This is a genomic window from Streptomyces sp. RLA131, from assembly GCF_056270125.1.
Map to the genome: position 1 here is coordinate 4,126,132 of NZ_JBWDOQ010000002.1, position 13,296 is coordinate 4,139,427.

General features: G+C 66.8%; 13 protein-coding genes and 1 pseudogene. 3 read left to right on the forward strand and 11 right to left on the reverse strand.

Annotation, left to right across the window (positions count from 1 at the left end):
• Nucleotides 1-30 precede the first annotated feature (30 nt).
• The 6 genes from RWE79_RS19740 to RWE79_RS19765 form a co-directional block, all read right to left on the reverse strand.
• A complete protein-coding gene (locus RWE79_RS19740) occupies nucleotides 31-195 on the reverse strand; it encodes a hypothetical protein (protein WP_475941392.1) in 165 nt (54 codons plus the stop codon).
• A 314-nt stretch (nucleotides 196-509) separates the two neighbouring features.
• Nucleotides 510-1,559: a TniQ family protein gene (locus tag RWE79_RS19745; protein WP_475941393.1), complete on the reverse strand. Its 1,050-nt coding sequence runs from the start codon at nucleotides 1,557-1,559 to the stop codon at nucleotides 510-512.
• Nucleotides 1,560-1,973: 414 nt separating this feature from the next.
• A complete protein-coding gene (locus RWE79_RS19750; protein WP_475941394.1) occupies nucleotides 1,974-2,570 on the reverse strand; it encodes a hypothetical protein in 597 nt (198 codons plus the stop codon).
• A gap of 269 nt (nucleotides 2,571-2,839) precedes the next feature.
• A complete protein-coding gene (locus RWE79_RS19755) occupies nucleotides 2,840-3,235 on the reverse strand; it encodes a hypothetical protein (protein WP_475941395.1) in 396 nt (131 codons plus the stop codon).
• A 38-nt stretch (nucleotides 3,236-3,273) separates the two neighbouring features.
• Complete coding sequence (locus RWE79_RS19760) at nucleotides 3,274-3,576, reverse strand: hypothetical protein (RefSeq protein ID WP_475945944.1); 303 nt, start codon at nucleotides 3,574-3,576, stop codon at nucleotides 3,274-3,276.
• 59 nt (nucleotides 3,577-3,635) lie between these two features.
• Entirely contained in the window at nucleotides 3,636-3,971 is a 336-nt protein-coding gene (locus tag RWE79_RS19765) for a hypothetical protein (RefSeq protein WP_475945946.1), read from the reverse strand.
• A gap of 200 nt (nucleotides 3,972-4,171) precedes the next feature.
• Here RWE79_RS19765 and RWE79_RS19770 point away from each other — a divergent pair, with 200 nt between their 5' ends.
• The 3 genes from RWE79_RS19770 (at nucleotide 4,172) to RWE79_RS19780 (ending at nucleotide 6,535) form a co-directional block, all read left to right on the forward strand.
• A complete protein-coding gene (locus RWE79_RS19770; protein WP_475941396.1) occupies nucleotides 4,172-5,413 on the forward strand; it encodes a hypothetical protein in 1,242 nt (413 codons plus the stop codon).
• Nucleotides 5,414-5,738: 325 nt separating this feature from the next.
• Complete coding sequence (locus tag RWE79_RS19775; RefSeq protein WP_093895073.1) at nucleotides 5,739-6,137, forward strand: hypothetical protein; 399 nt, start codon at nucleotides 5,739-5,741, stop codon at nucleotides 6,135-6,137.
• Nucleotides 6,134-6,535, forward strand: coding sequence for a hypothetical protein (locus tag RWE79_RS19780; RefSeq protein WP_376501253.1), 402 nt, complete (start codon nucleotides 6,134-6,136; stop codon nucleotides 6,533-6,535). The genes RWE79_RS19775 and RWE79_RS19780 overlap by 4 nt, the downstream gene beginning before the upstream one ends.
• Before the next feature lie 12 nt (nucleotides 6,536-6,547).
• Here RWE79_RS19780 and RWE79_RS19785 read toward each other — a convergent pair whose 3' ends face one another.
• The 5 genes and pseudogenes from RWE79_RS19785 to RWE79_RS19805 form a co-directional block, all read right to left on the reverse strand.
• Nucleotides 6,548-8,548 carry a LysR family transcriptional regulator gene (locus tag RWE79_RS19785; protein ID WP_475945948.1) on the reverse strand — a complete coding sequence of 667 codons (2,001 nt, stop codon included), beginning with the start codon at nucleotides 8,546-8,548 and terminating at the stop codon, nucleotides 6,548-6,550.
• A gap of 261 nt (nucleotides 8,549-8,809) precedes the next feature.
• Nucleotides 8,810-9,202, reverse strand: a pseudogene (locus RWE79_RS19790) (TniQ family protein); the annotation flags it as partial.
• A complete protein-coding gene (locus tag RWE79_RS19795; RefSeq protein ID WP_361251793.1) occupies nucleotides 9,199-10,317 on the reverse strand; it encodes an AAA family ATPase in 1,119 nt (372 codons plus the stop codon). The pseudogene RWE79_RS19790 and the gene RWE79_RS19795, both read right to left, overlap by 4 nt.
• On the reverse strand, nucleotides 10,314-12,443 hold the full coding sequence (locus RWE79_RS19800; protein ID WP_475941397.1) for a helix-turn-helix domain-containing protein: 2,130 nt from the start codon (nucleotides 12,441-12,443) through the stop codon (nucleotides 10,314-10,316). Before RWE79_RS19800 ends, RWE79_RS19795 begins: the two co-directional genes overlap by 4 nt.
• Complete coding sequence (locus tag RWE79_RS19805) at nucleotides 12,440-13,171, reverse strand: TnsA-like heteromeric transposase endonuclease subunit (protein WP_475941398.1); 732 nt, start codon at nucleotides 13,169-13,171, stop codon at nucleotides 12,440-12,442. Before RWE79_RS19805 ends, RWE79_RS19800 begins: the two co-directional genes overlap by 4 nt.
• Nucleotides 13,172-13,296: the final 125 nt, after the last annotated feature.

A 13,296-nucleotide genomic window follows, 5' to 3' on the forward strand; every position in this document is an offset into this window, starting at 1 on the left:
CGGAGTCAGCGTCAAGGGCTGGGCCGCGGGTCAGCCGGTGGTTTCCATCGCGGTTGTGTGCTCGTCGTGTTCACGCAGCATGCGCATGACGGTGGCGGGTGAGGGGTGCTGGCCCTTCTTCGTGCCGGTGGTGATCAGGATGTGCAGGGCCGCGATGACCCCGGCGGCGCTGCCGGCGGCCGTGGGAGGGGCCATGAACCCAGGCCGGACGGTGGGGTTGGTCAGTGAGCGAGGACCTGACCGCGGGCTTCCGGCCGCGTTGTGGGCATCGAGTACGTCGGCTGGGACCAGGGTCGCGAGGAGGTCGCTTCTGGAGGCGGCCAGGGTTCGGGAAGCGACCGCTCGGAGGTCGGCCAAGGCATTCAACGAAGGAACCTCGGAATGCTCGTAGATCCCGAAGTCCGCGGTGCGACCGGGTAGGGATGGCTTCTTTGCAGGGACCCGCAGTGCGGGCAGATATCCGCGAGGAGCCTGTGGTGTTGGAGACAGGCGAAGGACCATCCGAGCCGCTATTCCAGCTGCCATCGACCGTCGGAGGCTGCCAGGCAGTCGGGACAGTAGCGGGATCCACTGCCTCGGCCCCAGAGCACCCATCGCTTGACCCGTCGGGTGCGGTGATCAAGTAGCAGGGCTCGGTGGTCATAGTGGGCCAGGGTGGCTGCGATGACCTGGTCAGAATCGATGCCGCAGGTATGCGCAATGTCGTTGACCTCCGCAGGTCGGAGGAGCTGCACCCAGTCGCGCGGAATGCCGGCTTCTGGTTCCCTCTTGCGTCTTGCTCTGGCGTGACGGCCCAGCCCCAGCTGGGCCCAGACCCCAGTGGCGGGCCCGTGAACAGCCTCGGCCTCCACCAGCACCCCGCGGGGAATCCCGTGCTCGGGCCAGGCCGCTTCCCTCGGCCAGCTCTCCGGGACCGGGCTTGCTCCTCCGCGGGGGCGGAGAGGGATCTTGTGGGTGTGTGCCCAGCGGGCCATGTTCGCGGGGCTCATCCCCTTCTCCTGGGCAAGGTCGGGCAGGGTCCGGCGGTGACCGACGTACTGCTCGATGAGCCAGTCGCGGTCGATGGTGCCGCGGCGCTTGTAGTCCTGTGAGCCCTCGCGGAGCGGGATGCCGTACTCCTTGGCGAGGTCAGTCAGCACTCTGCGCGAGAAGCCTGTGAGGGTGGCGATCTGCTGGAGGGACCGGTGTTCGTCGAGGTAGAGCTGGGTGAAGCGCTCTGCTGGGATGGCTTGCCGGGCTTGCTGCCAGATGCGGCCGGTGGCTCTGGCGGTGTTCTTCGTCAGCGGGGGTGCGGGGGCCGGGTGTTCGTCGAGGACATGCCGGATGGCCTCGACGGTTGTTCCCAGGACCTTGGCGGCGTGCTGCACGGGGTGCCGGCGTTCTCGGACGAGCTGGTGCAGGCGGGGCAGGTCGACGTGCGCCGGGTTGGGTCCGGGAAGGGAGAGTCCGGCCAGCAGGGCGGTGGGAGGCTGCCAGGTCACGGGCTCGTCGTGGATGTGGTGCGAGGCGAGGAATTCGAGGGCTTCCTGCTGGAGGGCGTGCCCCCGACGGACACTCACCGTCGCAGCGACACCGTCCATCGCGCACCCCCAGCCCACGGGCGGTGGCCCGTGCAGCCAAGGGTGTCAGCGGAACTTCAACGTGCGGTACGAGCCGGAACCCACTCACCCAAAAGGGTGAACGCCCCGACCGGCGAGTCTCACAACGGCGACATAAGTGCCACCGATGTGCCATCGGAGATGAGATTGTGCCGCGAAATCTGAGACCCTACACATTGTAGGTTCTCACTTTCGGTGTCAGGCGCCGACGCTGTGACCTGGACGTTCCCCTTCAGTCTCACGACGTGTCGGCGGGCGGCTGTCTCAGAGCGGTGTCATTTCCTCAGGCTGTCCAGCAGACTGCACCGCTTGTCTGCGTCCCGGTCTGAGTGCACCACTACGTATGGAGATACGTGCACCAGCAAGCCGTTCATGTCATCGCGCGGGCGTGACGGTGGCAGGGCAGCAAACCTCCAGGATGACTGCGGTGCCGGCCACGGCTCGGTCCTCGTGCATGGTGATCTGCTGGCCGGGCTGGACGTGCGTCCAGTGGGAGGGAGTGAGGGGCACAAGGCGAACCGTGGCTCGCCCGCCGGGCTCCAGCATGGGCATGTTCTCAACCCAGAGCCCAGCGATGCTGACCGCATGTCCGCCGGTGGGTGAGAGGAGACCGATATCCCACATGGGCCGCAGAACGCCCGCGCCGGAGATCGGCGTCGTGCGTCGCGCCTCGGCGGCAGGGCGGAGCGTCAAATCCGCCCTGATCACGCCGTTGCGAAGCTCGGAGCATCGCCAATGGCACCAAGCTGCACTCCGCTCCAGCTGGAGCTGATCAGCCGCTTCGGCGAGCTTCTCCCAGAAAGCCAAAGGGAGCGAGCCAGCATCCCCAAACTCCTCCAGCAGACCCAGGGCGATCTCCCACTCGTCGTGAACGAGGTAGTCCCAGACGTCTCCCACCGTGATGTCATTCTCGGTGGCGGTCTCTTCCGGAACCAGCAGGAAAGCTGCTCCGAGCAGCTCAGGGACGTCCATGCGCTCATTGTCGACCACATGAACGTGCTGCCCGGCCGGAGTTGTCAGACCCTGCGCTTAGAGTGCGGCGAGATGGGGCCGGTCCCGAGGCCGCCAACACCGGAAAACGGCAGCCTCCCTGGTCTGCTCGGGGGTGGTTTCGGCCCAACCGGCGTCCAGGCATAGTCGAGGGCCACGAGTGCAGCCTGACAGCCCGGCCCCATCTCACCCGGCGCTCTGTATTCCGTGGTGCACTTGCGGGAGCACGCCGACAGCACTGGCCGGGGGCGTCACGAACCTGCATCGGCAGCCATCCGTTCCATCCACTCACGCACCTTCACTGCTCGGTCGATGCGGCTGACGATGTCCTTCTTGGAGGCCGTGTCCAAGGTCTCCGGGATCTTGTCGAAGGTGTCGGGAAGGACGTCGAGGAGACCCCAGATCTGTTCGCCGGTGCTGACGGTCAGAAGTTGCTGGCACCTCCATTGCAGCGGTGTCTCGGGGCGGTGCGTGAGCCGCTGCACGAGTGTCGGGAACAGGTAGTGCGTCGCCTCTGCCGCGAGGTGCTCTCGGAGCCAGTCGACCGGGAGCCGCTGGCTGAAGCCGTGCATGGCGGCCTCATCGGCCAGGTCCAGCAGCTGAGCTGTGTCGACGGCTCGGACAGTGCGGGGAAGGGGCGGGGTCATGTTGAGATGATGCCAAGAAACCCCGCGGCGCCGAGAGGTCAGCGGGGCCGGGATGCGATCTGGTGACGGGCAGGCCCCCAGACTTCCTCGAACTCCTCGGAGGTGAGTTGTTCGGGGTCGTGACCTTCCCATTCCGAGACGGGCAGTTCGGCTGTGATCCCGAACCTGCTGTCGTAATCACCGAGGCGGCCGGCGTCGTGGGCCCACTGCCACTCGGCGAGGGAGGCAGCTGCGATCGGGATCAGCTCGGGTCCCTCGAGTTCGACCTGCCGGATCACCCAGCCTTCGGCGTCGACCTCGAAGTAGAACCAGGTATCTTCCTCGTCCCAGTAGCAGCGCATCCATGTGGTCACCCGGGACATGATGCCGTGCCAGATGCGCCGTGCTACTCCGCTTTGTCTCATGGTTGAGCGACGAATCCTGCGGATCGGTCGAGCCGGACAGGAGAACCGCCCCGGGTTGGATCCCATCCTCGACCTCGGGCCTCTCGAATGCTGGCAGCGACGTGAGCCGGGCGAATGGGCTCGGTCTCGACGCCCACCCAGTTACTGGGATGGGCCTGGTCGCTGGTGACGATCAAGGTCGTGCCCGGCTGTCTGCCACTGGCCTCTTCGACCGCGTAGGTCATCGGTGTCCAGCAGAGTCCCTGCATGTAGGAGGGCTTCCTGCGGATCCGCCAGCGATACTCGATCCCGTCAACGGTTATGCGCCGGGAACCCTTCTTGTTCAGCGCCATCTTCGCCTCCTCCGCTGTTGGACTGTGCTGTGTCGCCGCGGTCGCGAAAAGCAGGTTGCACGCGAACGTACCGAACGTCATCGCCGACAAGCACCTTCGGGACTACGGATGGGTTGATCAGCCCATAAGTTGGTGTCAGTGCCGAGCGACCCGGCGCATCGCACCCACCCCGGGTGCACTCACCGCGATCGGAGAGCACCGTGAAGAACAGCCCGTTGTGGCGAGTGGTTGACAACGAGAGCGGTACCCAGTCCATCGTCAGCACGCCCTCCGAGGCGGTCGCGTTCGTCAACAGCCGGTTCGACACCGATGACGACGACGAACCCTTCAGCATCACCGAGGTCGGCCCTCTCCTTCCGAAGCCACTCGAGGTAATCACCGCATGGGCCGCCGAGAAGGACGTCGAGCGAACTGACGGGCGTACTGCCCCGATCACCATCAGGCCGGTTGTGACGGACAACGCCAGGGAGTGCGACGACGTCATGCTCTGGGGCGACGTGTACGTCTCCTGGGACCACGACATGTACACCGTCGAGGAGCCGGACAGCTCCGAGTACAGCGAGGCTTACAGCGCAACCGAGTTGAGTGCGATCCTCGACGAGTACGCCGACGACTATGAGTACGCGCCTGAAGGGCCCGACAGCCACAGGTGGCCGAAACCGGAAGAGTTGATCACCTACGGCGCCCAGGAGTGTGCCAAGCGGTTCGGGCACCTCGACGACGACGCCCTGTTGTGGCTCGCTGCCACCCGCATCACGCTCGCCGTGTGGCGCAACACACCCGTCGAGAACTGGCATGCCGGGACGAGTCCGCTCCACGACGGCACCATGATGCGGATCAACACGGCAACCACCCGACTCGTGCGCTCGATGCTGTCGTTCGACCATGTCGACTGGATCGGTCTCGGTCTCGCGATCGTCAACCCGTCCCGGGTTCTACCGACAGGGCAGTCCGTACTCGAGCTCGGGCTGGCCTGTCACAACCCTGACGACCCGGCGCACGAGGTTGATCCGCGAGAAGAACTCGCGGAGATGGCGCAGGTCGCGATCTCATGGGGGCGAAGGTACTGCCTTCACGAGAAGGAGTTCGACCTGCGAACCCTGATCGAATCCTTCTGTGCGTCCGACAACGGCTGGTTCGGAGCACCGAGTTGGGGGCGCATCGTCGAGCGGTTCCTTACGGCTGTCGACGACCGGGAGAATGCGCACTGGCGCATATACCGGGACAAGCCTTGGTTCGACGAGTGGTTCACCACCCGGCCGGCCGACATTGCGGACACCACGGAATTTCGTCGGCTGCTCCTTGCCGGGCCCGACCTGCTTTCCGAGGAGGCCGCCGAATGGTGCGTGGATGGTGCCATCGGCTACGTCTGCCAGGACGACCACGCGAACGACTGCTGGCGGTGCGGTATCCCGCTGGCAACGGAGTCCCCCAACGAGTGAATGTGTGCACCAGCATAGAAAAGCAGCAATCCACTGACCGCACTCTCTCCCGCCTACTCGGCGGCCTCCCCTGCTTGGGGAGCCAGTCGCGGCTCCACTGACTGGAGATGTGCGGGTGCTTCTGACGGATCTGTGGCAGCAACGCTGGCCCGGCTGCCCGCCGGTCGGCCACAAGCTCCGTGAGCCCTACAGGAATGTCTGGGTCCGCTTCCACAGTCCGTCGGGTCTTTGACATCAGTATCACCGGCCTGCCGGTTTCTTGATAACCACGGCTTCCACGACACGGAGGTCGAGCAGGTCGCCGGACCTCCGGGATCATGACGCCATGCAACTCCGATACTTCAATCAGACCGGATGGACCGCCATCTTCAATGGCACTAAGACCGAGATCGGTCGCATGGTGCGCGTGGAGGGATGGGATCCCGCAACCGGGACAGCCTTGGTGGTCGACCCGCAACGAGGGGCACTGCGCCAGGTCACGGACTACGTGGACTTCTCCCACTTGGAGCGGGCCGATCAGGTGGTCGCCGCGATACCCGGTGGGGGATGGCGGGCACACTGGACGGATGAAGGGCCGGGTGGATCACCTCTCACGGAGCAGGTGCTGGCCTGGTTGATCACTTCGCAGGGCCGGGCGACTGCCATCACAGTCGATGCTCAGGGGCATGTGGAGGACGCCGACAGCGCCGACGCCTTCATACCGCCGGGTGAGGAGCTTCAGTGACGGCGTCGATGCCGCAACAGGCGGGCCCGGCGTCCGAGGGTCGGGCTTCTGATGCCGACTGGGAGGCTCCCTACTACCGGGTTCGGGCCGCCGGGTTCCAGGTGCTCTTTCTCGTGGAACCGGACGAGGCGATCGAAGAGGTCTGCAACGTCGATGCCGAGGTTCATCTTGCCGACGGGTCGCGCTGGAGTTCCACGATCTTCACTCTCGCCGAGGTGGATCGGCTCATGCGGAGCTGGGAGGCGAGCGGAGAGGCGGTCTCCGGGCAGTGCTTCTTCTGCGCGGACGGGCTGATCGTGCGGAATCCCGGCATCGGCAGCATGGTGCGCGTGATTGCCGGGCTCGTGGCATCCGGCGAGTTCGACGGGGTGTTTCGACGCATTGCCGACCCGGAATGATCGTGCCGCGTCTCAGGGCATCGTGTTGTCCTGCATCTTTCGAATGGCCTTGAGCACCTTCTTCCCCAGGGGAGTGAGCGTCATGGGCCTACCGCGTTCCGCCCGGACAAGGAGTGGTCCACCGAGTTCTCGTTCGATCCGGTTGATCTGTGCGACGAGGGTGAACGTGTTGAGGCCGAGGCCGCTCGCTGCGGCACCGAGGCTGGGGTAGGCAGATGCAGCCGCGAATCGGCTCAACCGTTCGCTGGCCCCCTGGCCGCCGAGTGCCGGCCGAAGGATGCTTGGTGCTCGGCTGGCCTGGTCGATTGCCCGAAGTACCCGGCTGTGACTGGATCCTCCGCGTGGTCGCAGCGGAACGTTGTGGGTCTTGGCCCAGCGGGCCATGTTCGCGGTGCTCATGCCAGCTTCTCGGGCGAGGTCCGGCAGGGTCCGGCGGCGGTGGACGTACTGCTCGATGAGCCAGGCCCGTTCGACGGTGCCGCGGCGCTTGTAGTCCTTGGGGCCCTCGCGGAGCGGGATGCCGTACTCCTTGGCAAGGTCGGTCAGCACTCTGCGGGAGAAGCCGGTGAGGGTGGCGATCTGCTGGAGGGACCGGTGTTCGTCAAGGTAGAGCCGGGTGAAGCGCTCTGCCGGAATGGCTTGCCGGGCCTGCTGCCGGATGCGGCCGGCGGCCCTGGCGGTGCTCTTCGTCAGCGGGGGTGCAGGGGCTGGATGTTCGTCGAGAACATGTCGGATGGCCTCGACGGTCGTGCCCAGAACCTGGGCGGCGTGCTGAACAGGGTGCTGGCGTTCGCGGACAAGCTGGTGCAGGCGGGGTAGGTCGACGTGTGCCGGGTCGGGGCCGGGAAGGGAGAGCCCTGCCAGCAGGGTGGCGGGCGGCTGCCAGGTCATGGGCTCGTCGTGGATGTGGTGTGAGGCCAGGAAGTTGAGGGCTTCCTGCTGGAGGGCGTGCGCGAGTTCAGGGGTCTGAAGCGCGGTGAACCGCAGGGACGTTGCCCGGAACTCTGCACTGTCGGGCCCGCCCAGGTCGTCGGGGGCAGACTCGGCGGGCAGGCCGCTGAGACGTTGGAAGAGCTGGCTGCGTGCGATGCGTTCGCGCCGTCCGGTTCCCGGTGGTGTTCCGGTGCGGCGGCAGATCTCCAGCCAGCGGTCATGAGGAAGCAGGCCGGTGTAGTCGAGGAGTCGGCGCCGACCGTAGTCGATGGGGGTGCTGTTGGCACCGAGGTAGTCCGCGAGCCGGTCCAGAGCAGTGGCGATGTCCGGCCATTGCGGAAGGTCGTCGACTTCCTGGAGGAGGCGTGACACCTCAGTGCCGTCGATGACGTCACCGATCAACCCGGCTGCCTGGTCCAGGGATGTGCGGCTGTCGGGAATCAGCAACAGGGCGGCGAGAACGGGAGCCAGAGCCCGCGCATGGATTCCTTCAGGTGGTGCGAGGCGGATCGTCCAGGGCGGCCAGAACATCGTGGGGATCTTCCTGGCTCGCTGCTCGATGTCCCGAGTGGTCCGGGTCGGCCGGCGGGGGGTCTCGGTCATGATGCGGTAGCGGACGTATTCGCTGGGGCGGAGGGAAGTGGCGAGGGCCGCCAGGTGCACGGACTGCAGCACCGGGCTGATGCCCCTGCCCCAGCTGTCGATGCTGGTCGCCGAGATCTGCGTGAGTTCCTCGCGTACTGCTTCCAGCAGGCTCCGCAGGGCCTCGCCGGCCGGGTGGATTCCTGGTTGCTCCAGGATGCTCAGGGCCATGGTGACCGCGACGGCCGTGTCCGCGGCTCGGGGCGGGGCCATGAACCCCGGACGTTCCATGGCCTGTCCGGTGTGCGGGGAGACCGCATCGGTGCTGAGGTGAGCTTCTGCGATGTCAGCCGGGATCTGTTCTCGTAGGACAGCTGCGGGCAGGTCGCTCAGGACGCGTATGCCCAGGGCCCGGATGTCGGCCAGCACCGCCGAGGCCGGCTGGGGAGAGGTTTGGTAGGGGCCGAAAGCTGCCGTTGCCCCGTCGATGATCTCCATCACTCGGTCCTGCGCCGTGAGAACCGGATGGCCAGGAGGCAGGAGGAGCGTCGAAGCGCGGGTCAGATCGGTGCCGCAGCCCGCCGAGAACGGGCGGGTGGGGCGGGTCGGTGGATGGCCGCAGAGTTCAGGCCGGGGGACGGAACGGCCGGAACGGGGCCGCTGCCGCGGCACCCTCCCGCAGTGCGGGCAGCAGTCCGCCAGCAGCCTGCGGTGCCGGGTGCAGGCGAAGGAGAAACCGAGCCTCCAGGACAATTGCCATCGCCCACCAGTGGCATGAAGGCACTCCGGACAGAACCGGGATCCCCCTCCGCGGCCCCAAAGGACGTGCCGTGACACGGCCCGGCCCCCGGCACTCAGGTGGAGGGCCCGTCCGTCGTAATGAGCCAGGGTCAGGGCAGCGACTGTCTCCGGGGACGTCCCGGTGGCGTGCGCGACGGCATTGGTCTGCTGCTCGTCGAGGACGATCGTCCAGTCTGCTGGGATGCCCCTGAACTGGTTTCCGGCCCGGTGCCGGACCGGGAAGCCGAAGTGCAGCAGGACATCACCGAGCGCGGTGTCCATCCGCCTGGCCATCGCCTCCAGCCATGAGTCCAGAGCCTCGCCGGGCAGTGGAGGCAGCCGGATCGGCAGGGTGCGGACCGGCGTTCTCATGCGGGTCGCCGGCTCCGGGGCCGCGGGCGGCTGGTCAGCCGTTTCTTCTCCAGCGCGGCCTGCAGTTCGAGGCGGGCGGCCTCGGATGCCTCGTCGTTCTTCACCCGGTCCATGAGCTCCTGGTCAAGACGTTCGGCGCCGGTGCGGACCGCCCGCTGGCAGCTGCGGTTGATCAGCGTCATCAGCGAGCCGATGTGTCCGGTGCTGCGGGCGAAGAGGTAGTCCGACAGGTCGTCCGCGAGCATGCCGGGATGCTTGTCGGTGAGCACGACTCGCTGTTCGAGGGCCAGCAGCATCTGCCGCCACTCCCGGCGCCCGGCCTCCATATCGATGGTGAACGGACGAAGCCCGAGGCGGGTGGTGCGGCGGCCGGTCTGGGCCAGAGCGGTGTCGCGCCCGTTCGTTCCCTCGCCGAACAGGCCCTTCTTCGCGAGCTCGACCCCCACCATCAGCAACGTCACCGGAAACTCGTTGGCGATCCACTTCAGGTGGTTGCTCACCTCGATGCCGCTCTTCTGTCCCCATTTCAAAAAGTGCAGATCGTCCAGAACCACCAGGCGGACATCACAGGACAGCACGCAGTCCAGCACCCGCCGCCCGAACTGGGCGGTGGTCCCCCGCATCTGTCCGGGGTGGCCGAAGAACTCCAGCATGGCCCGGTTGAGATCCTTCATTCCGGTGTTCCCGGTCAGCCCGACCCGGCAGACCGGGATCCGCTCGTGCCCCTGGCTGGTGAAGGCTCCTGACTCTTCGATCTCCCGCTGGTGGAAGTCGCGGGCGAAGGCAAGCACCGAGGTCGTCTTACCCAGCCCTGGGAACGCGTCGACGGCCACCGCCCCCTTGGCCTTGTCGCCGTCCTGCTCGTTGCTGTCGACGATGTCCCATAGGTCTTCATGGAGCTCTGTCAGTTGCGGCGTCTTGACCGGGCCGATGTTCGCGTGCCACTGCCGGCGCTGACGGTCGTAGTCCGCCCGCGCCTGTGTGGGCAGGGACTTCAGCTGCTTGCGGGTCAGCAGGTCGGGCCGGCTGCGGCGAGGGCTCTCTGCGAACGCCTTGAAGTCCTCCTTCCGCGACAAGGCAAGACTGCCCGGATGCGGAACGCTGCCGTCGTTCACACGTCCTCCAGGGCATCAGCGTAGAAGTCGTCCTCCCCGGCGAGGTCCTCCAGATCGGCCTCGTCGTCATCCCCCGTCTCCGTCACCACGTCGGGCTCCCGCAGTTCCGCGGTCTGCTCGTCCTGGCCGAGGGCCTTGCGTACGGACGGAAGCGAGACGACCGTCTCCGCCTCACTCTCCGGAAGCTCGATGGCGGTCTGCTCGCGCGAGAGCCGCAGGGCCATGCGCCGCTCGGCGATCGTGGTGCCCAGCCCGAGATTCCACCGCTCCAACAAATCAGCGACGGCAAGCCGGTCGTCAGGAAAGCGATACTTCGAGGCCGCCAGCTGCCGGGCGAACGTCAACGCGTCCTCGCTCAGCGGCATCTCGGCCGACGGCGCGTGCTCCCAGACCAGCATGCGCCAGGCCCGAGTAGCCGGATCGCGGAAGTTGATCCGGGTGATGTCGTCGGGGTCCACCTGGAAAGGCCAGCCGTTCTTGACCGGACTGTCGTAGGGGCTACGGACTCCCGGCTCGGGCAGGCCGGGGCCGCTGTAACGGCGGCGGCCGATCTCGACCCCGTAGTGCTGGACCGTGCGCCACTTCGTCTGCAGGAACTCGTAAGCCAGGTCCCGGTCGCGGGGCGCCTCGATGTAACCCGCCCGCGCCATGCCGTGCTCGAACATCTTCGCCGGGGACATCCGCAGACCCGGCAGACCCGGATCGACCAGACTGGAATGCGGCCGGCAGTGATAGACCGCCGCGGTCCACTCCCGGATGATCGCCTCAAGCTCGTCGAGGAAGAAGAAGGCGTCGTCCTCCGGGCTCTCACCCCGCGAGTGGATGTCGGGGCCCTTATAGCCGGGCAGCGCCTGCAGCAGCCCCTCCCGCAAAGTCCGGAAGTAGCGCTCGACCGGCCCCTTATCGCGGCCCGTCCGCAGCCGGGCCGGCTGGATGGAGATGCCCATCCGTCGGCAGACACTGGTCAGGTGCTCCGAGACATAGACCTTGCCGTGGTCGACGACCAGCGTCTCGGGAACCAAAGGCGGCGAGGCCAGCCCCGGCCCGGTGGCGCCCTTGACGTCGACCAGGACGGTGCGGGGGATGCCGTGCTCGGGCCAGACCGCGTGCCGCGGCCAGTCCCGCCCCGCAGGCCGCGGCCGAAATGACTGGAACAGCACTGCGCTGACATCCACCGCCTTCGTCGAGACCGGCGTGAGCCGGATCCCCGTGATGCAGCGGGTGTACCAGTCCATCCCGACACTCAGCTCGGCCTGCACCCACTTCAGGGTCAGCGGGTCGAACGCGAAGACGTCCAGGCGGGTGGAGTCCATCAGCAGGTACTCGCCCGGCCGCGTCGGCCGCAGCTTGCCGTACGGACCCTCCGGCCGATCGGCGATATCCCGGTTGCGCTTCGTACTCAGCCGGAACAGCGGGTGTCGCCGCTCCAGCTCTGTGAGCACCCGGTAGGCCGTGGCTTGGCTGGGCTGGGGTACGACTTCAGGACCGAACCGCGCGATCACCCGGGCCTGAGTCCGATCTATGACCATCTTGCGTGATGGCTTCGACTCTCCGGTGTGCTCGACCATGACTTCCAGCGCGGTCTCCACCCATCGGTCATCGGCCCTGCCGAAGGACCGTGCCTGGGGACTTGTCCGCTGGACCAGGCCGGCCTCACCGTGTCGGCGGTAGTCGGCGACCCACCGTCGAATAGTGCGATCAGTGACTCCGAGTTCCGCAGCTTTCGCCGCATAGCGGGCGTCCAGCGACAGCGTCGGCGCGTACGGAGCTCGCGGTTCGCCTTCACGCGCAAGTTCGGTGCTGCCGGACCGATATCCCGTGAGGAGTTCCCGAATATGCTCGGCCCGCTCCAGGATCTGCTGTCTGTCCTTCTCGTCCAACTGCCCCAGTACCACCGAGGCAATCTCCTCGGCGTCGTCCGAGGACGGTCCAGGCCCCTCGGGGATAAGAGTGGCCCGGTCGGAGAAGAGCAGTTCCCGCAATGACAGACGCAGGAGCCTGCCGTGGCGGTCCTTGAGGACGACCTCGTTGCCGGCCGTGGTGGCGGCCATCTCGGCCACCTCGACGGTCTCCCCGTCGTAGCGGAAGTGTGTACCGACGCCGACCCGCGCTCCGGCCCTGGTCACGCCGTTCTCCTGAGCAAGTGCGCCGGGCTGAACGGCCGGTCGAGGTCCACCGTGAACTCGTGCGTCCACAGCAAGTGATAGACCGCAGATCGGACTTGCTCCTCCGGGCGACCGGGCAAGCTGGCCGCCGCACGCCGCAGAGAGACTCCGTTGAGATCAGCCCCACGGAGCTCGTCGACGAGCCCACGGTCGAACAGCCAGTCTCTGCGGTAGCCCGACAAGAAGCGGACGTTCTCCAGCTCAGCCGTGGGTGGCTCGCTCCAGACCTCGTACTTCCACCCGAGGGCCTCCACCGCCTCACGGGTCCAGCCGAAAGTGAAGGCCACCTCCGGCTTCGACAACCGGTGCAGTGGCTTCACATCCACGACCACGGGCCCCTCGTCGGTGACGAGGAGGTAGTCCGGGATGTGCTTGCGCACAGCCCCGTCCACCTCGGCCTTGAGCAGAAATGGCTGGGCCACGACACGCCGTACGGACGGATCGAAATCAGCGAAGAGGAGCCTCGCCAGTTCGAGGCGCGACTCGTAGATCACGTGGTCGCGCATCGTGGCGGACCAGTAGGTGCCCGAGTAGTGCCGCTGGCCCCTATACCAGCGAAAGGTTCGCCAGGGTGACGCCGCCGCAAGCAGGTCGATCGAGGACGCGCTCCACTCCCGGTTCTCAACCTGGCTGCCATCCGAGCCCCGCAGGCTCACGGTGATCGATGCCGCTCTCAGCCCTGCCGCCATGCGTCACCCCCGGATCGTCGGCCGCCTCCTCCGCGAGCGCTACGTTCGCATCCGTGCGAGGCTCCCACGCCGGACCTAAGGCAAGGTCAGCCGAACGAGTGAAGGCAGTGGCCAGCGATTCTCAA

Bases quoted from the DNA above. Each gene is read 5' to 3' on its own strand.
- RWE79_RS19740 (WP_475941392.1), bottom strand. From the start codon at position 195: ATGGCCCCTCCCACGGCCGCCGGCAGCGCCGCCGGGGTCATCGCGGCC.
- RWE79_RS19750 (WP_475941394.1), bottom strand. From the start codon at position 2,570: ATGGACGTCCCTGAGCTGCTCGGAGCAGCTTTCCTGCTGGTTCCGGAA.
- RWE79_RS19755 (WP_475941395.1), bottom strand. From the start codon at position 3,235: ATGACCCCGCCCCTTCCCCGCACTGTCCGAGCCGTCGACACAGCTCAG.
- RWE79_RS19760 (WP_475945944.1), bottom strand. From the start codon at position 3,576: ATGCGCTGCTACTGGGACGAGGAAGATACCTGGTTCTACTTCGAGGTC.
- RWE79_RS19765 (WP_475945946.1), bottom strand. From the start codon at position 3,971: ATGGCGCTGAACAAGAAGGGTTCCCGGCGCATAACCGTTGACGGGATC.
- RWE79_RS19775 (WP_093895073.1), top strand. From the start codon at position 5,739: ATGCAACTCCGATACTTCAATCAGACCGGATGGACCGCCATCTTCAAT.
- RWE79_RS19785 (WP_475945948.1), bottom strand. From the start codon at position 8,548: ATGGAGATCATCGACGGGGCAACGGCAGCTTTCGGCCCCTACCAAACC.
- RWE79_RS19805 (WP_475941398.1), bottom strand. From the start codon at position 13,171: ATGGCGGCAGGGCTGAGAGCGGCATCGATCACCGTGAGCCTGCGGGGC.